Here is a 24,921-nt window from a genome sequence, read left to right as displayed (position 1 = left end):
AGCAAGATGCGGAACAGTAAGAGGGAGTGACCAGAGACGGAGGATTGCCGGGTGAGCCACCTCGTCATCGCGTTGATTGTGTTCTTATGCGTTGTCGGCAGCGCGCTGCTTGGCTCGTATTTGCGCGTCGTGCTGCCGCAACACCACCTTAGCAGTGAATCAACCGATGTCGTCAAACTGGCGACCGGCCTGATCGCTACCATGGCCGCCTTAGTGCTTGGCCTGCTGATCTCGTCGGCGAAAGGCTCGTTCGACACAACCAATAGTGAGATTGTGCATAGTGCCGCCGACATCGTGCGCCTTGATCGAGTGCTGGCCAGATATGGACCGGAAACGCAGGAGATTCGCGGCTTGCTTAAACGTAACACCGCCACGTCGATCGAGGTGCTCGCTTCCGGCGATCGGTCGCAATTGGCGCGAATGAGTGGACCAGAGGCAGTAGGACAGGGGGAAGCCTTCCAGCGCAAGGTGGAGGAACTCTCGCCGCACAACGCTGCGCAAAGTCAATTGCAGACACGCGCCCTCCAGCTCGTCGATGAAGTGTTCGCCGCGCGCTGGTTGGCGTTACTCCAGCAGAAGGGTTCAATCCCCGTACCGCTACTGGTGGTTCTGGTGTCCTGGTTAGCCATTCTCTTCGGCACGTTTGGTTTGTTTGCCCCTCGCAACGGTACGACCATGACAGTGTTAGTCATGGGTGCACTGTCGACTGCCGGCGCGATTTTTCTGATCATGGAAATGAACACGCCGCTCGGCGGGGTAGTCAAAATCTCGCTTGAGCCCATGCGCGCAGCGCTTGCCATTCTTGGAGAGTAGCGGCTCGATTGCGGGAGCGTTGGCTCTGTTGGCCACGCACTCAAGCACGATCAGCGATTGAACCAGCGGTATTGGAGAGCGACCGAGACGGTTTGGAAATTGCCGCCGACGCGTGTTATCAGCCCACGCGACCACGCGAGCTTTGCGGACCACTTCTCGGTAAGCGGCACCGACAGCGTGACGCCGTAGCGCACGCTGCGCTGAAGGTCCTGATCCTGGACGCCGTTCACGCTTGTCCGGCCGCCCGTGAAATACGTCGCGTCCGCGGCGAGCCAAAGCCCGGGGCGCCAGGTGTAGCCGCCATGCAGCTGGAACTCGGGTATCGGATCCTGGCTGCGCCTCCGTCCGCCGAAAAAATCGTTGTTGTCTGTAAAGAACCACACGCCCGCTGCGCCCTCGACGAACCAGTTGCCAATCGGCTGGGACAGTCCGATTTCTGGCTTGAACGACCATCGGTTCGACCCCACGTTGATCAGGCGGGACGGCACGTACTGGCCTGTCGGTGCCACGACGCTCACACTGACCCCGAGGACCGTGGAGGGTTTGCGTCGCGCGAATTCCTCCGGTGTGAGCGCCGGATCGCCCAGCAGATTCAAGGCGACCCTGAACCGCACGTCGCCCAGTCCCGATCGATAGGCATGCTCCGGCCTACCCTCGACGTCACCAGTCACATTCGCGCTTGCGTACGGGACGGACACCGCAACGCTTGCGGTATGACCGGCGACGCCGAAGCTGTGCGAATAGCCGAATGCATACGTGTTGATTTTGGCCTGCACATTGGCAATCGGCAACGAAGGGTCGACCGAGAAGCCGCCGCTCGATCGTGCATAGTCGAACACCACGAAATTCGTTCCGACCGGCGCGGCCGAATAGGCGCGTGGTTCCATTTCCTGGGCGCTTGCCAGCGCGGACCAGAGCAAAGCAAAACCGACACGTGCCGGCCGAAAGCGCTGGGCAGCGCGCGTTGCCGAACGGATCTCAGCCTTGCAACCCGATTTGACTGTGTGATTCGAGTCGATCGATGGTTTCGGCATTGTCGTGACGTTCGTCTTTGATTGACGTATGAGAAGGCTGGATCATCGGTGCTCGCAATAGGACCAAGGTCCAATATGCATACGACCGTATGCGGCTAATCTGGAAGATGCGCCAGTCCGGTCGCGTCGTTCCTGGGAGAGAGTCATGACGAGTTCTGTACGCACATTCGCGGTTCTGCTTGTGTTGGCATGCGTCGTGCTGTCTTCGGGCGCATTCGCGAACTGCGCCACTAACGCGCGCGGCGAGACCGTTTGCGGCAACGGACAGACGGCCGGTGGCTATAACCCGAATACGGGTAACGCGTGGAAGGCCCAAAAGAATCAGAACGGTGTCACGACGACCCAGACAAGCAGGGGCGGAGAGGCCAAGACAAAGAACGGTAAGGGCGTCTATAAAAGCCCGAGTGGGAAGACATGCTATCGGAGCGCCAACAGTCAAGGATGCAATTGAATGTATGAAGCGGCTAGCCGTTTGCGCGCGCGGTGCTACCGTGGTTTTCCTCGCGCGCAGCTAGTCCAGTCGATAAAGGGCCGCCGACAGATCGTGGGCTTTCAGCGACCCGGCCCTTCATTCAGCGAGATAGTCGTGCACCACGGTGCCAAGGCCAAGTGTGAGGTCAGATAGGATGTGCACGCCGGATATCACTTCAATGACAGGCAGCGACGCGACGGGCGCGAGTGCGTGGTTGAGCAGTTCAAGCGCGGCAGGACCTCCCCACGCCCCCTTCACCGTGATGTCCTCACAGAAATAGCGCACCAGTTCGCAGATGCGTGGCGAGCCATCCACGTGCGGAATGATCTTGAGCAGAAAATTGGGCGCGGACAGCGACGCGAGGATCTGGTCGTGCGGTAGCGTGCGATGCTTGTAACCCATCGTCGCAAGTGCGATCGGCACCGGGCCATATCTCAGGATGCCGCCGATGGTGTCTTTTTCGACCCTCAACTCAGGCGACGCGAGCTTCTTGGGAAATCCCCAGATTTCGCGGCCGCCGGCGATCGGCGGTTCGTCGTCGAGAAACATGGCGTGGACATAGCTGCCTCGCTGGCCCTGAAAACTGACCGGGATGACCTGACCGCTTTCAGTGTAGTCGCCAAAGCCCGTTGAATCGGGCATCCGGATGAATTCGAATTTCACGAGCGGTTCGGTCATTTCGAGGGGGGCAGGAATGACTTCGGCCAGGGCGTCCGGATCGGTCCGATAAGTGATGATCAGGAACTCCCGATCGACAAATCGATAAGGACCGGGCGGATAAGCTGGGCTGGTAAGCGGCATGGCAAATGCGCGCTTTTTTACGTCGGCTTCGGTCATGTTGCACGCTCCTTATGTCGGCTGCGATAGTCCGACGTGTTACGCGGTCAGATCGTAGATACGTACACCATTGCCCAGATCGGTGGCTTGACGCCATTGCGGGTTGGCGATCGACTTTTGGGCATCGCTGTATCCGAAGTCCCACAGTTCCATCACGGTCGCGCGTGAGAATTCGTAATCCTTAAAGTTCGACGAGCGCGTGTTGTGCCGGTTGATGAAATGGACAAGGGCGACGGCGCCTCGAGTGCTGATGGCGCCAAGTTTCTGGACGTCGGGGTCCGTTTGAAGCGAGGGTGGCAGCTTGTCGAGCAGGCGGTGCAGCGAGTTGCGAAGGTCTTCGATTTCGCTGACACGAGTCGTATTGAAACGTGTCTTGCTCGAGTACTGGATGTCCTTGGTGCGTTCCTGCACTTCTCTGAGAGTCTTGGGCAGTTCGCCGGCGCCGCTGAATACGTCGACTTGCAAGATCAACGCGCTCATTCTGTAGTCCTCGTCGAGAACGTACCAAAGTGGCGAGTTGCACGCGATACCGCCGTCCCAGTACCATTCTCCATCTATCTGAACAGCGGGAAAACCCGGAGGCAGTGCACCGCTTGCCATTACATGCTTGGGACCGATCCGTGTCTTGCTATTGTCAAAATAAACTGAGTTACCGGTGCGCACGTTGACCGCGCCTAGCGAAAGGCGTACCACTTTCCGGTTGATCAGCTCAAAATCGACCAGTTCTTCAAGTGATGCCCTGAGCGGGCCGGTGTCATAAAGGCTTAACGCCTCGAAGTTTCCCTCGTGCGAAATAAAAGGCGCCGGTATCCGCGGTGAAAAGAAACCCGGCACGCCAAATGCGACCGAGGATGCCGCACTCATGAAATTGAATAGTGGGCGCATCGGCTCGAGCGATAGTGGCGGCACAAATGGGGCGTGTGCTGATACGCGTTCCCAGAACTCCCGCAATCGCTTTACACGCTGCTCAGGCAGATTGCCTGCAATCAGCGCGGCATTAATCGCGCCAATCGACACGCCGGCGATCCAGTCGGGCGCGACGCCGGCTTCGGCGAGGCCGGCGTGAACGCCGGCCTGGTAGGCCCCCAAGGCGCCACCGCCCTGTAGGACCATGACGGTATGGTCGAACTTGCCCCAGCTGGTGGTGGTGCTTGAGGGTTCAGCCTGGTCCCGGTGTGCCTTTGCCATGACTACCCCACAAGTGGAGGGATGTTTGCGCACCACGGCCAAGCCGAAGAGCCTTTTTTTGGAGCCCTGGTTTATTTAAGCATTGCACGTAGTGAGCGTCTATCTGCAGCGAGCCGACGTTGGCATGGCTCCGGTTCTTTCGGACTCGGCGATAACGTCATTCAAGCTACATGCTCTGCGAGGCGTGAACAATTGGACTTTGGTCCAATGCAACGGCGGTCCAGTAGAGCGGTCCCGAGTTGAAATGGTGAAGAATATACTTGCACGTCATTTGCTATTTTCTCATTGCGTACTAGGATTAATTTGCCGTTCAGTTTTATCCGGTCGCGGAAGTTTTTACTGGGATTTTCATCTGGCTGGCGGTGCACACGTCCAGCCCTGCCATCTGCCACGCCAGCAAATCGCCGGACGAACAATGCACAACAAAGGTGGCGACTCGAAAGCTTGCCCATGACGCAGGCTTGGAGCGCGCACTTACGAGCGAATCACGATTCTGAGTTTCCGGCCGGCTTTGTAACATCTAGCGGCGGTAACCAGCCTCCGGGTCAAGGGGCTTTTGCCTCTTATGGAAATCCAGAGCGAGTTCTTGTCAGCCCATCTCGCGGTGCCGACCTTTGAGAGGCAGCTCGGCCATGAGCATCGTCATGCCAGTCGTTGTCGTGCTGGAAACGGCAGCCATTCTGTGGTTGCTGACGATGCTGGCGCGCCGCCAGCGGGCGGCGGCATCGATCGCTAGTCATAATCCGCCACCTCCGTCAGCGCATTACGCTGCCCGCGCCATGCTCGGTCTGCGTGTGATGCGGGCACGCTTATCGGGGATGGCGAGGAGAGCCAGTCCTTTCGATTCGTTTGCGAAGGCAGGTTCGTCAGGAGAGACATGCGAGATTCGCGCGGAGAACCTTCGCGTCACGGAAACGTCACGCGTGCCGGAAGCGGGTCAACGTGGGGCACGCGCCGAGCATCCATTTGCAGAGCGACTCCGCACCATGGTTTCCGCAAGAGGCGTTCACAGGGAGCCTTCTGAGCGTGGCGGACGAACGGTGGGCCTGGCGGGTTCACGCGCCGGCACGATCGAGCGAGGGAGCGGTGAGCGCTACTTTCGCGAGGCACTGGCGCTATTGCCGTTTGCGATTCTGATGCTGGGCGAGCATGGCCTCATGGTGATGGTCAACCCGCAAACTGCGAAGCTGTTTGGATACGAATCCGACGAAATCATCGGGAAATCTGTCGAACTACTGGTGCCTGACCTGCACTTCGACAGCAAAGCCCGCTTCTGGGCAGGCCCGTCCGCGTTACGGCAATCCCGCGGCATGGCGCCTTCGCACGAACTGTCAGCGCGGCGCAAGGACGGCACGGAGTTTCCCGTGGAAATCGGGCTTAGTGCATTTCGCTTCGACGACGACAACGTAACGCTCGCATTCATCATCGACCGGACGGATCGATATGAGTTACACCGCAACCGCCAGGAGCTCGCGCATCTGACGCGGGTGTCCACCATGGGCCAGTTGGCCTCATCGCTAGCCCACGAGTTGAACCAGCCGCTTACCGCAATCCTGAGCAACGTGCAGGCCGCACAGCGGTTTATGGCTAGTGATCCGATCGATCTGGGTGAGGTTCGGGAGATCCTGAATGACATCGTTCAGGATGACTACCGCGCAAGCGAAGTGATTCGGCGCATTCGCGCAGTCGTCAAAAAAGGCGATCTGGAGGTCGCGCCACTCCACCTCGCGGGTGTGATCCGTGACGTGATCCTTCTGGTGCACAGCGACGCGATTGTGCGCGGAATGCGCGTAACACTCAACATCAACGGCGATCTACCGCCGGTGCGCGGCGACAGGGTGCAGCTGCAGCAGGTCATCCTCAATCTCCTGCTCAACGCATTCGATGCGATGAACGATGTGCCGCCGCTCGATCGTGTGGTCTCCGTGACACTCCGGCCCGAGGACGACAACATGGTCTGCATCGCCGTTCGTGATCGGGGCCATGGACTGACTTCCGACAAGCTCGACAAGATCTTTAAGCCATTCTTTACATCAAAACCCCAGGGGCTCGGTTTGGGTTTGTCGATTAGCCGCTCCATCATCGACATGCACTGCGGGCGACTCTGGGCCGGAAACAACATCGATCGAGGCGCGACGTTCTATGTCACTCTGCCCGCAGAGGATACGTCTGCGACGGGGCAGGACGAGTCGCGATACTGGCCATGACAGATTCTGATTCGCTGGTGTTCGTCGTCGACGACGACGATTCTGTGCGCCGTGCGCTGGCGCGTTTGATCCAGTCCGCAGGCTATCGGGTGGAGACATTCGGTTCGGCACACGCATTTCTCGACAGGATGCGCGCCAATACCTGTCCTGCGTGCCTGGTATTAGATATTCAATTGCCGGATCTCAGCGGTCTGGAACTGCAGCGCGAGCTCAATGCGGCGTTGCCGATCATTTTCATCACTGGGTATGGGGACATCCCGATGACCGTAGGCGCGATGAAGGCGGGGGCAACTGATTTCCTGCCGAAACCGGTGCGTGATACCGATCTGCTTCGCGCGATCGGGCAGGCGTTCGAGCGCCTGGCACAAACGCACGCAGCCCACCGTGAACTGGATGCAATCCGTGTGCGTCTCGGACGGTTGACACCTCGCGAGCGGGAAGTGATGGCGCTCGTCGTGACCGGCCGTCTGAACAAGCAGGTCGCCGGCGAACTGGGTACGGTCGAAAAAACGATCAAGGCGCATCGCGCGCGCGTGATGGCGAAGATGGAAGTCACGTCGCTCGCCGAGCTCGTTCGCGTCGCAGACAAGGTCGGCCTCGGCGGCGCCGCTGGAACACGCACATCGCACTAAGCGACGGCAATCTGGCACGCCTGGCGCTCCGTGCTGGCGAGCTTCGCTTTCCCGGTGTCCACTCGGGACCAAGGTCCAATATCGGCAAACCTGTCTGACTCGTAGGCTGTCGTATGGGGGAATGCGCTTGCGCGTGCATGCCCGGACACCGGACTACTCACAATGGGAAAACTCAAACCATTCGTTGTCGTCGTGGATGACGATGAATCGGTGAGCCGAGCGATCAAGAGACTGTTGCGCTCAATCGGAATCGCCGCCGAAACGTTCGCAAGCGGCGACGCGTTTCTCGATGTCCTGTCGTCCATGCCGTCGTATCACCCTGACTGCGTCATTCTCGATGTGCAGATGCCGGGGCTGAACGGGCTGGAAGTCCAGCGACGTCTATCCGGTAGCGGCATACCGGTCGTTTTCATCACTGCCCACGACGACATCGGCGTGCGCGAGCACGCGCTCGCAGCCGGCGCGGTTGCCTACTTGCGCAAGCCGTTCAACGACGAATTGTTCGTCAAGACGGTACGCACCGCCCTTGAAGGCGATCAGCCGCCGTAGCGCAAGCCCATGCGCTTGCGTACTCAGGCGATATGGGACCAAAGGCCAATTGTTTTAACGAGACGCAAACACCACTATTCATGTGGCCTGCGAAGAATTTGAGGCGGAAACGCGTTTCATACCGTGGTGTCAATTTCTGAATGGAGCACGCATCATGATCAAGTACCTTCGGCTAATTTTCGCGGTTCCCCTCTTTCTGTTCGCGGTGGCGTGTTCGACGAACCCGACTGTTGCCAATGGTGGGGACCCCGAGATGGACGCGCAAGCCCGTCAGGCACTGCAGCAACTATTCGACAGCACTCCGAAGGCGAAGGATCTCCAATACCAGGCGAAAGCCGTCGTCGTGTTTCCGAGCATCGTCAAGGCTGGGTTGATAGTAGGTGCGCAAGGTGGAAAGGGTGTGATGTTTAGTCCGGACGGCAGGATCCTTGGGTACTACAGAGTGCGCGGGGTTTCATACGGGATGCAGGCAGGCGCACAAAGCTTTTCGGAGGCGATGTTTCTCATGACCGACTCGGCAATCACTGAACTCACGAGTGGCACCGGAATGTCCGTTGGTGTGGGACCGAGCGTCGTGGTGGTGGATGCAGGGATGGCGAAGTCGATGACAACTACGACATTGAAATCAGATGTCTATGCGTTCATTTTTGGCCAGCAGGGTTTGATGGCCGGTCTGGGCGTTCAGGGGCAGAGGATCGTTAAGTTTGAAGAGTGAAGTCGACCTTAGAACATTGAGGGCCTCAAGCCATGCAACGAATGCAGCGAGTCGCAATTGGTTTGGTGGTATGCGTGCTGACATTCGCGGCCGCCGCGCAGCAGCCCATCATTTATCCGGCAAAAGGCCAAAGTGCCCAGAAGCAACAGACAGACACCGCTGAGTGTCAGCTATGGGCGAAGCAGACGACCGGCGTGGATCCGGTCGCGATTGCACAGCAATCCGGTCAGCCGGGCGCTGCGCCGAAGCAAGGCGGAGCGGTCAAGGGCGCAGCCGGCGGCGCCGCCGTGGGCGCAGCAGTGGGTGCCATCGCGGGTAACGCCGGAAAGGGCGCGGCGATTGGTGCGGTGACCGGGACGGCGGCTGGCGGTATGCGTCAGCGTCGAGCCAACCAGGCCGCGGCCGAACAGCAGCAAGCGGGTCAGCAACAGACGTCTCAGCAGATGGCGACTTTCAATCGCGCAGTTGCTGCGTGCATGACCGGGCGCGGCTACACGGTCCAATAGACATCGATCGAGACAGGAGAGACATCCATGAGCAGGAAATGGTCACGTCTCGCGTTTGCACTGCTCGCGCTGTGCGTTGCCTGTCACAAAGCGGCTACGTTGCCTGCTCCCGGCGCGATCGAAGTCACCGTAATGCCGGTGGTGCAGAGCGACACCCCCGTCGATTTCGAATATACCGCGCAAACGCAGAGTTCTCGCGAAGTCGAGATTCGCGCGCGGGTGGACGGATTTCTCGACAAGCGGCTCTATACCGAAGGGCAAATGGTTCACGCCGGCCAGACGCTCTTTCTGATGGACTCGAAGCCCTTCGACGCCGCGCTGCAGACGGCCAAGGGCCAGCTCGCGCAGCAGCAGGCTCGCTTAACCGTCGCGAAGGCTAATCTCGCTCGCGTGATTCCACTGGCAGCACAGAATGCATTGAGTCAGAAGGATCTCGACGACGCAACCGGCAACGAAAAGCAGGCCGAGGCAGCGGTGATCGCGGCACTTGGCCAGGTGCAAACTGCGCAGCTAAACCTCAGCTACACGACGATCAAATCTCCGCTCACCGGTTTGTCGAGCTTCGCGAGGCAACAGGACGGCAGCTATGTCACGGCCGCCGCCACGGGATTGCTGACCTATGTCTATCAACTCGATCCGATGTGGGTCAACTTCAGCATTTCGGAAAATGAGTTGCTGAAGTTCCGCGAAGAGGTCACGGCAGGCCGTTTGCGGTTTCCAGCCAATGACGACTTTGAAGTCACGTTGATCATGGCGGACGGTACCCAGTTTCCTAACCACGGTCATATCAGTTTCACCAATCCCGCTTTCAGCACCGAGACCGGCACGTTCCTCGTACGGGCGTCTTTCGCGAATGAGAAAGGCCAGTTGCGTCCCGGCCAGTTCGTGCGGGCGCGCGTGTCCGGCGCTTCCCGGCCGAAGGCGATCCTCGTACCGCAACGCGCGGTCTTGCAGGGGGCGAAAAGCCACTTCGTGTGGGTTGTGGACAATGACTCCAAGGCGCATCAGCGTGTCGTGGAAGTGGGCGAATGGCATGGCGACGACTGGTTCATCAGCGAGGGGTTGCAACCGGGCGAGCGGGTGGTGGTAGACGGCGCGATTCGCGTGGCCGCCGACGTGCCGCTAAAGATCGTCGCGGCGCCGGCCGCGCATGCGGCGGCCAACGTGCCAGGGGGCGGGGAGAGCAGTTCGGCGGGACACCCGTCCGGCACGACCGCCGCGCAGTAAGGGGACACGCGACATGAATATCTCCCGTTACTGCATCGACCGCCCGATTTTTGCGTCGGTGATTTCGATTGTCATCACGCTCGGCGGCGCAGTGGCGATGTTCAACTTGCCGATCGCGCAGTATCCGGACGTGACCCCGCCGCAAATCACGATTTCGGCCAATTATCCCGGCGCGAACGCCGACGTGGTGGCCAACAACGTGGCCGCTCCGATTGAGCAGCAGGTGAACGGCGCGGACAACATGATCTACATGAACTCGTCGAGTTCATCGACCGGTAATCTGACCGTCAACGCGTACTTCCAGATCGGCACCAATCCGGAACTGGCGCAGGTCGACGTACAGAACCGCGTGAACCTCGCGCTGCCGCAACTGCCCTCTTCGGTGCAGTCGCAGGGCATTCAGGTGCAGAAGAAGTCGTCGGCGTTCATGATGGTGATCGCCATCTTTTCGCCGGGCGAGCGCTACGACGCGACGTATATCGCCAACTACGCGAATATTTACGTGCTCGATGCGCTCAAGCGCATTCCCGGTGCGAATCAGTCGGCCATCTTCGGCACTCCCGATTACGCGATGCGAATCTGGCTAAAGCCCGACCGCATGGCACAACTGGGTATCACGGCGGGCGATGTGCAGCGGGCGGTCGCCAACCAGAACCAGCAGTTCGCCGTGGGCCGCCTCGGCCAATCGCCGACCGGCGCGCCGGTCGAGCAGTCGTTCGCCGTGACCACCACCGGCCGCCTGAGTGAACCCGAGGACTTCGACAACATCATCATCCGGGCAGCCAACGGCGATGCCGCGATTGTGCGTCTCAAGGACATCGGCCGCGCCGCGCTGGGCCAGAAGGATTATTCGATCCGCAGCCGCTTTCAGGGCAAGCCGGCCACCGTCATCGCGGTGTATCAGCAGCCTGGCGCCAACGCGCTCGACGTCTCGAAGCAGGTCCACTCGACACTTCAGGAAATGAAAAAGACCTTTCCTGAAGGCCTCGAATACGACATCGCATTGGACACTACCGACTTCACGCGCGCGTCGATTTCCGATGTCGTGCACACGTTTTTTGAAGCGCTCGTACTCGTGGTGATCGTGGTGTTCGTCTTCCTGCAAAGCCTGCGCGCGACGCTGATTCCGGTTCTGGCCGTGCCGGTGTCGATCATGGGCACGTTCATGGGAATGCTCGCGCTCGGCTTCTCGATCAATATGCTGACGCTATTCGGCATGGTGCTGGCCATCGGCATCGTGGTGGACGACGCGATTGTGGTGATCGAGAACGTCGAGCGGAATATGAACGTGCACAAACTGAGTCCGAAGGAGGCCGCGAGGCGCGCGATGGACGAAGTGGCCGGCCCGGTGGTCGCAATCGTGCTCGTGCTGTGTGCGGTGTTTGTGCCGGTGGCCTTTCTCGGCGGCATTACGGGGCAGTTGTACAAGCAGTTCGCCATCACCATTGCGATCTCGGTCATTTTCTCCGGGGTGGTCGCACTGACGCTGTCGCCGGCGCTGGCCGCTTTGCTGCTGAAGCCCGGCCACCATGAGAAGAAAGGCTTCTTCAAGTGGTTTGACAGGAACTTCGCGAAGATGACGCACGGCTACACGTCCGTGGTCAAACTGGTGATCAAACGCTTCGTGGTCGCGCTGTTGCTGTTCGTCGGCATGATCGCGCTGGCGGTGGTGATGATGCGCACCATTCCGACCTCGTTCCTGCCGCCTGAAGATCAGGGCTATCTGCTCGGCGCGATCATCATGCCGGACGCGGCGAGCCTCGATCGAACCGGCGACGTGTCGCGGCGCGTGACCGACTACTTCATGAAACAGCCTGCGGTAGGCAGCGTGACGATCGTCGACGGCTACAGCCTGCTCGACAGCCAGAACAAGAATAACGCTAGCACGTTCTTCATCGGCTTCAAGAGTTTCGATGAGCGCTACAAGTTCGCCAACATCAGAACCCAGAACGCGAAGGCGGTGCTGATCGACGCCTACGAGAATCTCTCCAAGGTGAAGGAAGGGATCATCCTGCCGGTCAATCCGCCGTCGATTCCGGGGCTCGGCACAACCGGCGGCACCGAGATGTGGATTCAGAGCAAGGGCGATGCGACGACGTCGCAGTTGGCGGGCGTGGTGGACGACTTCGTGGCGAAGGCGAAAACCCGTCCGGAACTTGCGCGTGTCACGTCCACTTTCAATGCGTCGTCGCAACAGTTGCTGGTCGACGTCGATCGCGACAAGTCGGAAACGCTCGGCGTGCCGATCGAAGAAGTGTATAGCGCGATGCAGACCATGTTCGGCTCGCTCTACGTCTCGCAGTTCAACCGTTCGAGCAGGCTGTGGCAGGTCATCTTGCAGGCCGAGCCGCAGTACCGTCTGACGCCGCAGGACCTGAACCAGCTTTACGTACGCAGCAAGACGAACAACATGGTGCCGCTGAAGGCGGTGGTGAACTCGAAGTACGTCACCGGGCCGGATCTGGTGACGCGCTTCAACAATTTCCCAGCTGTGAAGATCACGGCGAATGGCGCGCCTGGCTACAGCTCCGGGCAGGTCATCAATGCGCTCGAGGAAGTGGCCGATCAGGTGATGCCTTCGGGCTATGGTGTCGGCTGGAGCGGTGAGGCTTACGAAGCGCGGCAATCGGGCAGCACCTCGGGGCTTGTGTTCGTGTTCGGCCTGGTGATGGTGTTCCTGATTCTCGCCGCGCAATACGAGAAGTGGAGCTTGCCGTTCGGTGTGCTGCTGGCGGTGCCGTTCGCGTTGTTCGGCGCGTTGCTCGCGATTCTTTTGCGCGGCCTCGAAAACGACGTGTACTTCCAGATCGGTTTGACCATGCTGGTCGCACTCGCCGCCAAGAACGCAATTCTGATCTTCGAGTTCGCGGTGCTCAATCGTGAAGCGGGCGAATCGGTGTACGACGCGGCGGTGACTGCTGCAACCGAGCGGCTGCGGCCGATCGTGATGACATCGCTCGCGTTCATTCTCGGTTGCGTGCCGCTTGCCATCGCGCTCGGCGCGTCGGCCAACAGCCGGCATTCGATCGGCACCGGGGTGATCGGCGGCATGCTAGGCGCGACGGTGATTGCGGTGTTCTTCATTCCGATGTTCTTCTACGTGCTCGAAACCATGTCGGAAAAGAGCGGCAGCAAGAAGACGCCGGGAGGGAGCGGCGGGCCGGCGGGGGATGGCGGGCCCGATCTCGTTCCGGTAAAGTCTGCGGGCTCTGGCGGCCCTGCGGTCACGCCTTCCGCGCAACGTGAGGGCGACTGACATGCGAGGCTTTGCGTTCCCGCTGCGTTGGCTCCCTGCCTTGCTGCTGACGATCGGGCTGGCAATCGGGCTGGGCGGTTGCCTGTTGGGCCCGGACTACGTCCGCCCGAACGTGCCGACGCCCGCGAACTTCCGGTTCGCAGCGAGCGAAGCCGTCGATGCGGCCAATACGCCGTGGTGGGAACAGTTTCAGGACCCGGTTCTGAACGATCTGATTCTGGCCGCGCTCGCCGACAACAAGGACGTCAAGATCGCCGCCGCCCGCGTCGACCAGTTTCTCGGCCAGTTCGTGACGACGCGCTCGGCGCTGTTTCCGCAGGTCAACGCCGGTTTCGACGCCTCCCGTCAGCGTGCCTCGCAGCGCGGACCGACACCGCTGCCGGCAGGCGTGAGTCCCGTCTTCAACGAGTTCCAGGCGCCGCTGACAGTGGCCTGGGAACTCGATTTCTTCGGGCGGGTGCGGCGGGAGACCGAATCGGCTCGCGCGAGCCTGCTGGCGAGCGAGGAGGGCCGCCGCGCAACGATCCTTTCGCTGGTCGCCTCGGTGGCCACCGCTTACATCAATCTGCGCGATCTTGACCAGCAACTGGCGATCGCGAGAGCGACCACCGACAGCCGCGCCGGATCCGTGAAAGTATTCCAGGCGCGTTTCTCCGGCGGCGATGTCTCGCAGATGGAACTCGCGCAGAGCCAGTCCGAATATGAAGCATCGCTCGCCACGATTCCGCAGCTCGAGACGCAGATCGCGCAGCAGGAGGACTCCTTATCGGTCCTGCTCGGTCGCAACCCGGGCCCGATCTTGCGCGGACGCGAACTGACTGAACTGGTGCTGCCCGCCGTACCGGCAGGTCTGCCGTCCGATCTGATCGAGCGCCGTCCCGATCTGCTGCAGGCCGAGCAGAACCTGGTCGCGGCCAATGCCCTGATCGGCGCCGCACGTGCGCTGTATTTTCCGCAGATTTCGCTGACGGGCCTGTTCGGCTCCACGAGTATCGAGTTCTCGAAACTGTTCACCGGGCCTGCGCGCGTGTGGTCGTACGCCGGCTCGTTGACGGTGCCGATCTTTACGGCGGGCAGCATCAGCGGTCAGGTCAGCCAGGCCGAGGCACAACAGCAACAGGCGCTGGTCCAGTATCAGCTGGCGATTCAGACCGCGTTCCAGGAAGTCGACGACGCGCTCATCGCGCTGCAGAAGTCGCGCGAGCAACTGGTCGTGCAGGCGCGCCAGGTGGACTCGTTGCGGACGTATGCGCGACTTGCCCGGCTTCGTTTCGAAGGCGGCTATACGAGTTATATCGAGGTGCTCGACGCCGAGCGCAGTCTGTTCAACGCGCAACTCAGCTATACGCAGACCAATGGCCTGGTGTTCAGCTCGCTGATCGGTCTTTACAAGGCGATGGGCGGCGGGTGGGTCGTGCAGGCCGAGGCGATGACCGGGCGCGTGATGGGGCAGAAAGCGGTGGCCCAGGTGGCCAGTCAATCCGGCGGTCAGTCAGGGTCTCAGTTGGCAAATCCATCAACGAGTCCATCCGCGAGTCCATCCGCGAGTCCATCCGCGAGTCCGTCAGCGAATCCGTCAGCGAATCCGTCAACCACGTCGCCCGGCGCGGAGCAGCCTAAATGACCACCGCCACGACAAACGAGGCAACCGGGGCCGGTCCGATTCTTCTCGTCGCCTGCCACGAGTGCGATCTGCTGCAGCGGGAATCCGCGGTGCCGCCCAACGGCACGCTGCGCTGCTGCCGCTGCCAGGCGGAACTCTATCGCGCGCATCCCAACAGCACCGATCGGGCGCTGGCTTTTACGCTTACCTGCGTCGTGCTGTTCTTCATCAGTAATCTGTACCCGATTGTCGGACTCGCGGTGAACGGCGATCTCGTCGAGACGACGTTGCTTGGTGCGGTTCGCGTGCTCTACAAAGACGGCATGTGGCCGCTTGCGGGCCTCGTGCTCGCCACCACCTTCCTGATGCCGTTGATGCAGATGACCGCGATGGCGTATCTGCTGGTGCCGTTGCAACTGAACCGCCGCCCGTATCACGCCGATTTCGTGTTTCGCCTGATGCATCTCGCGCAGCCGTGGGGCATGACCGAGGTCCTGATCCTCGGCATGCTGGTGGCGCTCGTCAAGCTCGCGCACATCGCGAGCGTCGTGCCGGGTGTCGCGCTCTGGTCGTTCGGCGCGCTCATGCTGCTGCTGGCGGCGGCCGGATCCGCGTTCGATCCACGCGCGCTCTGGCAGCGCATTGGCAGCTTCGACGATGCGGCCTCGAAGACGGAGGCGGCGGCCGCCGCGTCGGCCCATACCGCGCTGCGTTGCGGCCTGCTGAGTTGCCATAGCTGCGGCCTGCTGGTGAAGTCGGCGGCTCATGTGCACGGTGCTGCGTGCCCGCGCTGCGGCGCCCATCTGCATGCGCGCAAACCCGAAAGTATCGCGCGAACCTGGGCCTTCCTGATTGCCGCCATCGTGCTGTATATCCCCGCGAATGTGCTGCCCGTGATGAATACCAGTTCGCTGTTCGGCTCGGAGAAGGACACCATCCTGAGCGGCGTGGTCTATCTCTGGACCTCGGGCTCATGGCCGCTCGCCGTGGTGGTCTTCATCGCCAGCATAGCGGTGCCGATGCTGAAGATCCTGGCGCTGATGTATCTCGTGATCTCCACGCAGCGGCGCTCGGTCATGCTCGTGGAGCAACGAACCCGCATCTATCGGCTGGTGGAACTGGTGGGCCGCTGGTCGATGCTCGATATCTACGTCATCACCATTCTCGTTGCGCTCGTGCAGTTCAATGCGCTCGCGACGATCCAGGCTGGGCCGGCCGCCGTCGCGTTCGGTTCGGTAGTCGTGCTGACGATGTTCGCGGCCATGTCGTTCGACCCGCGCCTGATCTGGGACGCGACGGAGGATCATCATGTCTAGACCTCCCGGGCCGCCGGAGCTTCCCGAAGCGGTAGCCACGCCTCGCTCGCGCTGGCGCATGCAGATCGTCTGGCTGGTGCCGATCATCGCGGTGCTGATCGGCGGCTGGCTCGCGGTCAAAGCGGTCCTCGAACAGGGGCCGACTGTCACCATCAGCTTCGCGACCGGCGAAGGCCTCGAAGCGGGCAAGACCAAAATCAAGTTCAAGAACGTGGATGTTGGCGTGGTCAAGAGCGTGACCTTGTCGAGAGACCACAGCAGCGTTGTCGCGACCGCCGAGCTGGTCAAGGACGCATCAAGCATGCTGGTCGACGATACGCGTTTCTGGGTCGTGCGCCCGCGGATTTCCGGGGGCACGGTGTCGGGCATCGGCACGCTGCTGTCCGGTTCCTTCATTGGCATGGATCTGGGTACTTCAACGAAGTCGCGGCGCGACTATGTCGGACTCGAGTCGCCGCCGGTCTTCGCCAGCGGCGTGCCGGGGCGGGAGTTCATATTGAAGAGCGAGGACATGGGCTCGCTCGATATCGGCTCTCCCATCTTCTTCAGACGCCTGCAGGTCGGACAGGTCACCTCATACGCGCTCGACCCGGACGGCAAGGGCGTCACGCTGCACGCTTTCATCAACGCGCCCTATGACAAGTACGTGCAGAACGATACGCGGTTCTGGCACGCAAGCGGCGTCGACGTGTCCCTGGGTACCGATGGCGTCAAGGTCAACACGCAATCTGTGGTCGCGATCCTGATCGGCGGCCTTGCGTTCCAGACGCCGGATGAGACGACCGGTCAGTCCGAGGCTGCCGTTCGTACCGAATTTATGCTGTTCCACGATCGTGCGGACGCGATGAAGCGCCATGACCGCATCATCGAGAGCTATGTCTTCAATTTCAACGACTCGGTGCGCGGGTTGACGGTCGGTGCGCCGGTCGATTTCCGCGGCATCGTGGTGGGCGAGGTGGCCGCGATCTATACGCGCTTCGATCAGGCCAAGAAGCAGTTCAGCATTCCAGTCGAGGTGCGCCTTTATCCGGAGCGGTTCACGTCGCGTTACAAGTCGGGTGCGACCGGAGGCAGGCTCTCGTCGGATCCCCACCGGATGGCGGAATGGCTGGTCTCGCAGGGCCTGCGAGCGCAGTTGCGAACCGGCAACCTGTTGACCGGACAGTTGTATGTTGCGCTCGATTTCTTCCCTGCTGCGCCCAAAGCCGAGGTGAACTGGAGCGCGAACCCGCCGGAAATGCCGACCGTGCCTGGCGGACTGCAATCGCTGCAGGATTCGGTGACCGGTCTGGTGGCCAAGCTGAACAAGATCCCGTTCGAAGGGATCGGCAAGGACGCACAAAAGACATTGGCGGATGCGGATTCGCTTCTCAAACAGTTGCGCACGGAGGTCATGCCGCAGGCTCGGGACACGCTCGCCGCCGCGCAGACGGCGCTGGACTCGGCGAACGGTGCGTTGCAGCCGAACTCGCAGTTGCAGCAGGGCACCACCGATGCGATGCGTGAACTCGCGCGCACCGCGGCGGCGTTCCGCTCGCTCGCGGATTACCTCGACCGTCATCCTGAGGCACTGATTCGCGGCAAACCGGGGGATAACAAGTGATGCGCCTATCCTTACTCCTCGCAATCGCACTGGCTGTCGCTACGCTGGCCGGTTGTGCCTCGCCAAAGGCCGACTTCTACACGTTAAGCGCGGAAGCGCCAGGCGACAGTGCACGTCCTGCTACGCCGGTCACGGTCCTGATCGGTGCGGTCAGCGTCCCCGAACTCGTCGACCGGCCGCAGATCGTGGTGCGCGCCGGCGCCAATCAGGTGACGATGAACGAATTTGCCCGCTGGGCAGACTCATTGAAGAGCCAGATTCCGCGGGTGATTGCCGCTGATGTCGCACAGGATCTGAATAGCCCGCGCGTGTCGGCCTACCCGATGGCCGGAGATCAGGCCGCGGTTTATCGTGTGCAGATCGACGTCCAGCGCTTTGACGCCACGCTCGGCGACGCGGTCACGGTCGATGCGTTGTGGTCGGTGTCGTCGCCCGGCAAACGTGCGCCGCTCAGCGGTCGCAGCACCGTGCGCGAGCCTTGTTCCGGGGCCGGCTACGATGCGTTGGTGGCGGCATACAGCCGGGCCTTCGCCACAATCAGTCGCGATATTGCCACCGCGATCCGCCCGGCGTCGCCTTGAGAGAGGGGGCAGCGGCGTCTGAACCGCCGCTCCTGATTGCGGGTCAACCAATGAGCGTGGATAACGGCCCGATCGTGCAAGCCTGTCAATGCTCGCACAAGCTGTGCGTCTGAGTGGACGTCGAGCGGAATGTGCGAATGGAATCGCGCAGGTTATCCACAGAAAATGTTCATATCCTTGTGGACAAGTCCTGGCCGAAGCCGCCAAGTGATTGAGCACAAGGCGATTTCTGGATGGGAACGGCGAACACGCCCATCCAGGCAAACCCAGGCAAACCGCCGGCAACGCGCCGCTCATTCCACCGGAGAGGCCAGCAGCGATACCGGCACGCCGTGGCAACTTACCTGGCCCACGAGCGCCGCGCCGAGGCCGGCGCTCGTTTTTGTGTGAGCGTCGAACGACGACACTTCCTTGTCGACCCGCAGAATATTGATCGGCCACGATGCCCGGGAGAGCCGTTCGTGCGCGAAAGCCCCGACCCACAGCGGGGTGGTCGACGCACCGTTCTCCACGGCATAGCCGCTCGGCCAGAAACGCAGGACGTCGCGTTCGTCGCGGGTGTCGCCGGGACGCATGAGGACCAGCGATGAAGGCACGCCGTTGTTCAGCTTCGGCAAGACCGGCAGCGCTACCGCCGCGACGTTCGGCGAAGCAAGCGAGAGCAGGCTGTGCGCGGAGAGGTCCGTGCCCTCGACCCATCCCTGCGCGCGCAGTTGCCCCTTGATCGAATCGAGGTTCGACACCCATTGCAGCGTGAGCGGTTCCTTGCGGTCGCCGCCCATGTCCGAGCGATAGCATGGCAGGCTCTTCCACAGCGACACCGTCCACTGCGCCTGCGTGACCAGCACGGGCGGCGGGCGCAGCGTGTTGTCCGGCGGTGGCGCCGGCGGATTGACGCTCAGTTGCACGCCCACGCTCACGAGCATCACCGCGAGAACCACGACCGGCATGAAGCCGCGTGAGGGCGGCACTTCCGGATGCCGCAACATCGCCGTCAGCGAGACGATCGCCACCCAGATGTACGCGAGCGCGGCGCCGCCGATCGCGTCCGAGACCCAATACCTGCCGAAGTAAAGCCCCGCGAGCGCGACCACGATCACGACAACCGTACTCGCGGTCGCCACGAGCAAGCCTTCCAGCATGCCGACCCGTCGCGCGAGCAGGAACGCGAGGAAGCCGTAGACAATCACCGTCGCAGCGACGTGATTGCTCGGAAACACGTAGGCGGCGGACAGGAGCTCATTGGGCGGCGCACGCTGCATGGCGAACTGCAGGGCGAAGATCAGCAATTGGGAAAACACGACCGCGGCGAGCCAGTAGCCGATGGTGCGCCAACGCCGCTCCAGCAGCATCCACACCATCACTGTCACAACTAGCGCCGTCAGCGTGAAGACGCTGCCGAGCGTCGCCAGTCCTGCAAGGACCGTGTCGCTCCAGGGCGTGCGCACCGATTGCAGGAAGTGATAGACGGACAGATCGACGTTGACCAGCGGATCGCCGCTGATGACGTCGTCGAGGACCCCGAAGAAGAGCGCGCCCGACGCCAGCACAACCAGCGATGTCACCACGATGCTGCTGGCATCCGGCTGTTCGGGGTCCAGCAGTCGCCGCGCGAGCCGGCCGAACGGGCCTGGGTGGCGGCAAGCCCAGCTTCCCAGATAGCGGCCCGCCGCGCTCGACCACGCACTGGCATGTGAGAGCAGGAAACCCATCGCGCGAAAGCTCAGCCAGACGATGCACACCAGTAACGCGATGATGACGACGAGACGGAACGACACCGCGCCGGCCAGCAGCACCGAGGCGCCAAATACTACGCCCGGCAGGATATGCGCGGGGGCCCATAGCAGAGCCGACAGCACATTCATCGCGTAGAAGCGCACCGGCGTCATGCACAGCATGCCCGCCACGACCGGCACGATCGCCCGCAATGGTCCGATGAAGCGGGCGAACACAACGCCTTTGGCGCCGTGTTTCTGAAAGAAGCGGTGGCCTGCGTCGAGTACTTGTGGGTGTTTGCTGAACGGCCAGAGCTGGACGATTCTGTCCTTGTAGCGCTTGCCGATCCAGAAGCTCATGCCGTCCCCGGCGACGGCGCCGACAATCGCCGACAGGAACACCCAGCCGAGGCTCAGTGACCCTGTGCCGACCAGCGCACCGGCGAGAAACATGGCGGTGCTGCCTGGGATGAATGTGCCGATGACGGCGATGGCCTCTAGGAAGGCCGCAAGGAAGATGACCGTGAGCGTCCACGCCGGATGGCCGGCAAGCAGATGCAAAAGGTGGATGTAGGCGTGCTCCATCGTGCGCGATCAGCCGTTCTGGCGTAACGGTTGATCATAACGCGCACGGCGTGTCCCCACATTTTTGCAAGCCGGCATCCGGTGAAATGCCGGCGCAAGACCTCACGAAGCCGTCAGCGAATCGCCGGATACGTGAACCCGCTGGCCGATCTGGACGTCCGGCTGCGTCGGGTAGCTGAAGTTGCGGTAGCTGCCGTCCTGCATGCGCACCTGGACCTGATAGGTGGTCTGCTTGCGCACGGCATGCTCGATCCCGTTGCCGGCAAGGCCGCCGCCTACGGCACCCGCGATGGTGGTGAGAATCTTGCCGCGTCCGCCGCCGATCTGATTGCCGACGAGTCCACCCGCGACTGCGCCACCCAGTGCGCCGAGCCCGGTGGTCGGCTCAGGCGCCTGGACCGTGTTGATGGCAACGACTTCGCCCGCATAAGGATCGGCGGCCGGCCTTGCCGGTGCAGATTCATACGGTGCCTGATAACCCTGATTGTTGGCGTACCTCGGCGTGTCCGCGGCAGGCGTGCTGTGCGTGTGATGGACGCGCGGACGTGGCGGTGCGGCTTGCTGGACCGGTTGCTGCGCCATTTGCTGAACCGGGGCCGGTTGGGGCGCGGCGACCGGAGCGCTCGCAACCTGCGCCGCGACCGTGGTGGCCGGCTGCGCGGGCTCCGTCACGGCGTGCGAGGTCGGCAGAAGACCGGTCATCGCCGCGATGCCGGTGGCGCTCGCAAGGATGACGGCCACGGCAGCGCCGGCGACGAGGGGGTGAATGCGGCTGCGCTGCGGATTGCTGGGGGTGAGGTTGGTATTCATTGTGGGCTCCGCTGGTAGATGCCTGCAATAACGTCGCAGCAGCGCGGACGGTGTACGCCGGGGACACACTGCTTTGTAAGCATTTGTACAACTTGCCGACGAAGATTGGCCCGCTCAGATCTCGTCGGTAAATTTGTCGAGGAAACGCTGCAAGCGGTTGTGGCGAATTTTCGCCAGATGCGCGCCCGTCGTCGTCTGGAAACCGGATGCCAGTTTCAACAGCCTCGTGTGGAAATGGTCGAGCGTGTCGTTCAAATTTCAGCGATGAACAAACGCAGCAGGCGGCCAGTCTTACTCTTTGACCGGATTCCTTCCTGAGCGTCGTTGGCTCGACATCGCTACGATGATGTGAGTAGTTCGGTCAGGCAATTCGACGGAATGACGGAGTGGGCCATGAAAATCGTGACAAAGGGTGTTTTGACTTCGGCGCTGGTGTTGGGTCTGGCGAGCGTGGCTTGTGCTCAGTCAGCAAACCTTGGCGCTAATGGGTTGGGCGGTTTGCAGGCAGGTGGGGCCACTGGTGCGGGGCAGGGAATGAGTGTGGGGACGGGTGCCGCAGGCCTGAGCCCAACGCCGGGCTTGGGTACGGTGGGCAGTTCCCCGGCGATTGGCGGAACCGGCAGCATGGGATCAGGCCCGGTCCTCAACAACATGCGCGCGAACGGCACCAGCCTGAATATGAGTCCGGATCCTCGTGCGCCGAATGTGGCGGGAAAAGCGTTCGGACAGCAGTAGTTAGCCACTCCGAAGGAGTTGCAGAACGATGCGTTTCGCCGACGCAAGGTGTTCCACTGTCATCGACCTCGCGAGGCGTGCGTTGCCCGCCTCGCATGCTTCGAGAATCTTGAGATGCTCGTCCTGAAAGGCCGGTGTGTCGGCAAGCAACGTGCCTTGTAACCGCTCGTAGCGCTCGACCTGAGCGCACAGCTCGCGGATCGCTTTCAATTGCCGGCCGTTTGCACACGGGCGGTATAGCAGCTCATGAAACTCGCGATTCAGTTCACCCTGTCTTTGCGCTGTATCCGCGTCTCCCAGAAGCCGATGAACGAGTTCGGCGCGCGATAGCGTCTCGCTGTCCATGCGTTTGACCGCGTGGAAGATAGCGTCTCCTTCGAGCAACATGCGCAGGCCGTAAATCTCATCCAGGTCGGACTCCGTCAGGGTTCGCACGACGGCGCCGCGATTGCGCATGAGCTCGACCAGTCCTTCGCCCTCGAGCTTTTGGATGGCCTCTCTCATCGGTACCCGGCTCACCCCGAATCGATCGGCGAGTTCGCGCTCCACCAGCCGTGCGCCGTCCTCCAGTTCGCCGGCCGCGATGAGTTCGCGTAGTGAGGCGGCGATGGCGTCGGCCGTCGAATCCAGTTTGTGGTCCATGTGCTTCTATCGGTTGTCATTTGGAATAATGGTATACCAAAACTGTCGCGCGCATATAGAATCCATGTGTTGCGAATTCAATTCCGGGTCAACAGCAAAGGAGATTGGCATGGTGTATGGCGAGCACAAATACGCGGTATCGGTGCAATGGACAGGCAACCGCGGCAGCGGCACCTCGGGATACCGTGAATACGGTCGGGACCATATCATCGCTGCGGGAAGCAAGCCCGACATTCCCGGATCATCAGACGCGGCATTTCTCGGCGACGCGAACCGGTGGAATCCGGAAGATCTGCTGGTCGCCTCGGCTTCAGCCTGCCACAAGCTCTGGTATCTGCATCTTTGCTCGGACGCGGGCATCGTTGTTCTGAGCTATCGCGACAACGCCGAAGGCACGATGCTCGATAGTCCGGAGCAGGGCCGCTTTTCGCAGATCGTTCTACGCCCGCATGTGGTCATTCAGGCAGGCGGCGACCTCGAATTGGCCGGGCGTTTGCATCACGTGGCGCATGAGAAGTGTTATATCGCGAACTCGGTCAATTTTCCGATTCTGTGCGAGCCGGAAATTGCGACGAGTGGGGCGTGACGGATGCGTGGCCGTCACCAGCATCCGGTAGAGAGAAGGTCGCAACGCAACTGATCAGGCAAAGCAGTGTGCGGCGCGTAGGGCGGAGGTCGATCGTTGTCCCCGCCGCTCCCCGAAACAACTGGGAGCGGGCGGGGGCAGCATCGATTTAATGCAGCAAAGTCATCTGCACGACCTTCACGACAACGAGAATGACAGCCACGATCAGATAGCCGCGCAGCACTCCCATCCAGACACGTTTGGACAGGGTCAATTGCGGCGCCGGCAGTTCTTCCAGGGGCGGCATGCGCCACGTATTGCGTGCTTCTTTCGAAAACGCTTGCTCATTATCGATAACCGCGGAAGCCGCGGCATCCGCCGGTGCGAGCCGCAGCCTGCGAGCCATTACGGTCGCAGCGTAGCCGACTACGGCCAGTAGCGTGCCGCCGGCCAGCACTTCAATAATCGCTTCGCCGGTAATGTCCGGATACATCACCGATGCAGTCAGGATGATGGAAAGCATGACGAGCACCCAGACAACTGCGCCTGTGAAGAAGTTGAGCTTCTTCGAGTTCACCCAAGGACCGAGGACCGCGCGGTCGTTGCACAATAGCAGCAGGAACACCGTCGCGCTCGGAAGCAGCACGCCTGCGAGCGTCTGCACGGCTTCAGTCAGAAGACCGAGCGGGCTGCCGGGAATCAATACCAGTGCCGCGGCGGCCGCAACGATGCGCCCTTCGCGTCCGTCACGCCGCGATGCAGCGAGTGGCGAATCTTGAACACGTCGCCGATTGCGTAAGCGGTGGACAGCGAGACGGCGGCCGCGCCGATGATGCAGGCATCGAACAGCGCAACCGCGAAGAGAACCGCGGGCGTGCGGCCGGCATATTTTTCGAGGTTGGCGATCACGCCACCCGCATCCGTGAAATTGCCGAACTCGGGTTTGCCTGCGTACAGTGCGGCGCAGAACGAGATCATGGCCACCGCACCGATCATCACGAATACGATGCCGATCCACAGGTCGGCTTTCTCGTACTTCATGAAGCGCGGCGTGATGCGTTTATCCACGATATAGCTCTGCTGGAAAAACAACTGCCACGGCGCGACGGTGGTGCCGACGATGCCGATCACGAGCAGCATCACGTCGCTCAATTTCGAATTGGCGGGCCAGTCCGGAATGAAGAAATCGCGCGTCATCTGGCTAACCGAATTAGTAAGGACTTTCCCGATCTCGTGGCATAGCGATATGCCAGGATGGTTGGTGCTGGGCAACCCATCTGAGAAGGGGAAAGTCATGGACAACATTACTCGTATAGGCGTGGATCTGGCC

General features: G+C 61.4%; 22 protein-coding genes and 1 pseudogene. 15 read left to right on the top strand and 8 right to left on the bottom strand.

Going from position 1 to position 24,921, the window contains the following annotated elements; all coding sequences use genetic code 11:
• Positions 1-51: 51 nt before the first annotated feature.
• The gene (locus GNZ13_RS43145; RefSeq protein WP_172176526.1) at positions 52-813 is read left to right on the top strand and encodes a bestrophin-like domain; all 762 of its coding nucleotides are present in this window, start codon (positions 52-54) and stop codon (positions 811-813) included.
• A 50-nt stretch (positions 814-863) separates the two neighbouring features.
• Here the strand turns inward: GNZ13_RS43145 and GNZ13_RS43140 are convergent, their stop codons facing one another.
• The 3 genes from GNZ13_RS43140 to GNZ13_RS43130 form a co-directional block, all read right to left on the bottom strand.
• On the bottom strand, positions 864-1,847 hold the full coding sequence (locus GNZ13_RS43140; RefSeq protein ID WP_172176524.1) for a transporter: 984 nt from the start codon (positions 1,845-1,847) through the stop codon (positions 864-866).
• 568 nt (positions 1,848-2,415) lie between these two features.
• Positions 2,416-3,156: an acetoacetate decarboxylase gene (locus tag GNZ13_RS43135; protein WP_172176522.1), complete on the bottom strand. Its 741-nt coding sequence runs from the start codon at positions 3,154-3,156 to the stop codon at positions 2,416-2,418.
• 39 nt (positions 3,157-3,195) lie between these two features.
• The gene (locus GNZ13_RS43130; protein ID WP_236002436.1) at positions 3,196-4,344 is read right to left on the bottom strand and encodes a patatin-like phospholipase family protein; all 1,149 of its coding nucleotides are present in this window, start codon (positions 4,342-4,344) and stop codon (positions 3,196-3,198) included.
• 632 nt (positions 4,345-4,976) lie between these two features.
• On the opposite strand from GNZ13_RS43130, the gene GNZ13_RS43125 reads away from it, so the two are divergent.
• The 11 genes from GNZ13_RS43125 (at position 4,977) to GNZ13_RS43075 (ending at position 18,539) form a co-directional block, all read left to right on the top strand.
• Positions 4,977-6,551, top strand: coding sequence for a PAS domain-containing sensor histidine kinase (locus GNZ13_RS43125; RefSeq protein WP_172176520.1), 1,575 nt, complete (start codon positions 4,977-4,979; stop codon positions 6,549-6,551).
• Positions 6,548-7,183, top strand: coding sequence for a response regulator transcription factor (locus GNZ13_RS43120; protein ID WP_172176518.1), 636 nt, complete (start codon positions 6,548-6,550; stop codon positions 7,181-7,183). The genes GNZ13_RS43125 and GNZ13_RS43120 overlap by 4 nt, the downstream gene beginning before the upstream one ends.
• Positions 7,184-7,345: 162 nt before the next feature.
• Positions 7,346-7,732, top strand: coding sequence for a response regulator transcription factor (locus tag GNZ13_RS43115; protein ID WP_172176516.1), 387 nt, complete (start codon positions 7,346-7,348; stop codon positions 7,730-7,732).
• Positions 7,733-7,886: 154 nt separating this feature from the next.
• A complete protein-coding gene (locus tag GNZ13_RS43110; RefSeq protein WP_172176514.1) occupies positions 7,887-8,447 on the top strand; it encodes a lipid-binding SYLF domain-containing protein in 561 nt (186 codons plus the stop codon).
• Positions 8,448-8,479: 32 nt separating this feature from the next.
• Positions 8,480-8,953: a YMGG-like glycine zipper-containing protein gene (locus GNZ13_RS43105; RefSeq protein WP_172176512.1), complete on the top strand. Its 474-nt coding sequence runs from the start codon at positions 8,480-8,482 to the stop codon at positions 8,951-8,953.
• 27 nt (positions 8,954-8,980) lie between these two features.
• Positions 8,981-10,180, top strand: a complete 1,200-nt coding sequence (locus GNZ13_RS43100; RefSeq protein WP_172176510.1) for an efflux RND transporter periplasmic adaptor subunit — start codon at positions 8,981-8,983, stop codon at positions 10,178-10,180.
• A gap of 13 nt (positions 10,181-10,193) precedes the next feature.
• Positions 10,194-13,436, top strand: coding sequence for an efflux RND transporter permease subunit (locus tag GNZ13_RS43095; RefSeq protein ID WP_172176508.1), 3,243 nt, complete (start codon positions 10,194-10,196; stop codon positions 13,434-13,436).
• Position 13,437: 1 nt separating this feature from the next.
• Positions 13,438-15,060, top strand: a complete 1,623-nt coding sequence (locus GNZ13_RS43090) for an efflux transporter outer membrane subunit (protein ID WP_172176506.1) — start codon at positions 13,438-13,440, stop codon at positions 15,058-15,060.
• Positions 15,057-16,355: a paraquat-inducible protein A gene (locus GNZ13_RS43085; RefSeq protein ID WP_172176504.1), complete on the top strand. Its 1,299-nt coding sequence runs from the start codon at positions 15,057-15,059 to the stop codon at positions 16,353-16,355. Before GNZ13_RS43090 ends, GNZ13_RS43085 begins: the two co-directional genes overlap by 4 nt.
• A complete protein-coding gene (locus GNZ13_RS43080) occupies positions 16,348-17,958 on the top strand; it encodes a PqiB family protein (RefSeq protein ID WP_172176502.1) in 1,611 nt (536 codons plus the stop codon). Before GNZ13_RS43085 ends, GNZ13_RS43080 begins: the two co-directional genes overlap by 8 nt.
• Positions 17,958-18,539 carry a PqiC family protein gene (locus tag GNZ13_RS43075; RefSeq protein WP_216675247.1) on the top strand — a complete coding sequence of 194 codons (582 nt, stop codon included), beginning with the start codon at positions 17,958-17,960 and terminating at the stop codon, positions 18,537-18,539. Before GNZ13_RS43080 ends, GNZ13_RS43075 begins: the two co-directional genes overlap by 1 nt.
• Before the next feature lie 293 nt (positions 18,540-18,832).
• Here the strand turns inward: GNZ13_RS43075 and GNZ13_RS43070 are convergent, their stop codons facing one another.
• The 3 genes from GNZ13_RS43070 to GNZ13_RS43060 form a co-directional block, all read right to left on the bottom strand.
• Positions 18,833-20,839, bottom strand: coding sequence for a bifunctional DedA family/phosphatase PAP2 family protein (locus tag GNZ13_RS43070; protein ID WP_172176498.1), 2,007 nt, complete (start codon positions 20,837-20,839; stop codon positions 18,833-18,835).
• Between the two features lie 102 nt (positions 20,840-20,941).
• On the bottom strand, positions 20,942-21,649 hold the full coding sequence (locus tag GNZ13_RS43065; RefSeq protein ID WP_172176496.1) for a glycine zipper 2TM domain-containing protein: 708 nt from the start codon (positions 21,647-21,649) through the stop codon (positions 20,942-20,944).
• A 114-nt stretch (positions 21,650-21,763) separates the two neighbouring features.
• The gene (locus GNZ13_RS43060; protein WP_216675246.1) at positions 21,764-21,904 is read right to left on the bottom strand and encodes a hypothetical protein; all 141 of its coding nucleotides are present in this window, start codon (positions 21,902-21,904) and stop codon (positions 21,764-21,766) included.
• 138 nt (positions 21,905-22,042) lie between these two features.
• Between GNZ13_RS43060 and GNZ13_RS43055 the strand changes: the two genes are divergently transcribed.
• Positions 22,043-22,384 carry a hypothetical protein gene (locus GNZ13_RS43055; protein WP_172176494.1) on the top strand — a complete coding sequence of 114 codons (342 nt, stop codon included), beginning with the start codon at positions 22,043-22,045 and terminating at the stop codon, positions 22,382-22,384.
• Here GNZ13_RS43055 and GNZ13_RS43050 read toward each other — a convergent pair whose 3' ends face one another.
• A complete protein-coding gene (locus tag GNZ13_RS43050) occupies positions 22,385-23,026 on the bottom strand; it encodes a GntR family transcriptional regulator (RefSeq protein ID WP_172176492.1) in 642 nt (213 codons plus the stop codon).
• A 109-nt stretch (positions 23,027-23,135) separates the two neighbouring features.
• On the opposite strand from GNZ13_RS43050, the gene GNZ13_RS43045 reads away from it, so the two are divergent.
• Entirely contained in the window at positions 23,136-23,612 is a 477-nt protein-coding gene (locus GNZ13_RS43045; RefSeq protein ID WP_172176490.1) for an OsmC family protein, read from the top strand.
• Positions 23,613-23,760: 148 nt separating this feature from the next.
• On the opposite strand, the pseudogene GNZ13_RS43040 reads toward GNZ13_RS43045, so the two are convergent.
• Positions 23,761-24,797, bottom strand: a pseudogene (locus tag GNZ13_RS43040) (NRAMP family divalent metal transporter); the annotation flags it as partial.
• Here GNZ13_RS43040 and GNZ13_RS53130 point away from each other — a divergent pair.
• A partial coding sequence (locus tag GNZ13_RS53130) for a hypothetical protein (protein ID WP_236002437.1) occupies positions 24,712-24,921 on the top strand: 210 nt, incomplete at its 3' end. The pseudogene GNZ13_RS43040 and the gene GNZ13_RS53130 overlap by 86 nt on opposite strands.

It is taken from the genome of Paraburkholderia elongata, from assembly GCF_013177735.1.
Taxonomy (GTDB): Bacteria; Pseudomonadota; Gammaproteobacteria; order Burkholderiales; family Burkholderiaceae; genus Paraburkholderia; species Paraburkholderia elongata.
The sequence above is the reverse complement of the archived record's forward strand: the minus strand, read 5'-3'. Positions and strand labels throughout refer to the sequence as shown.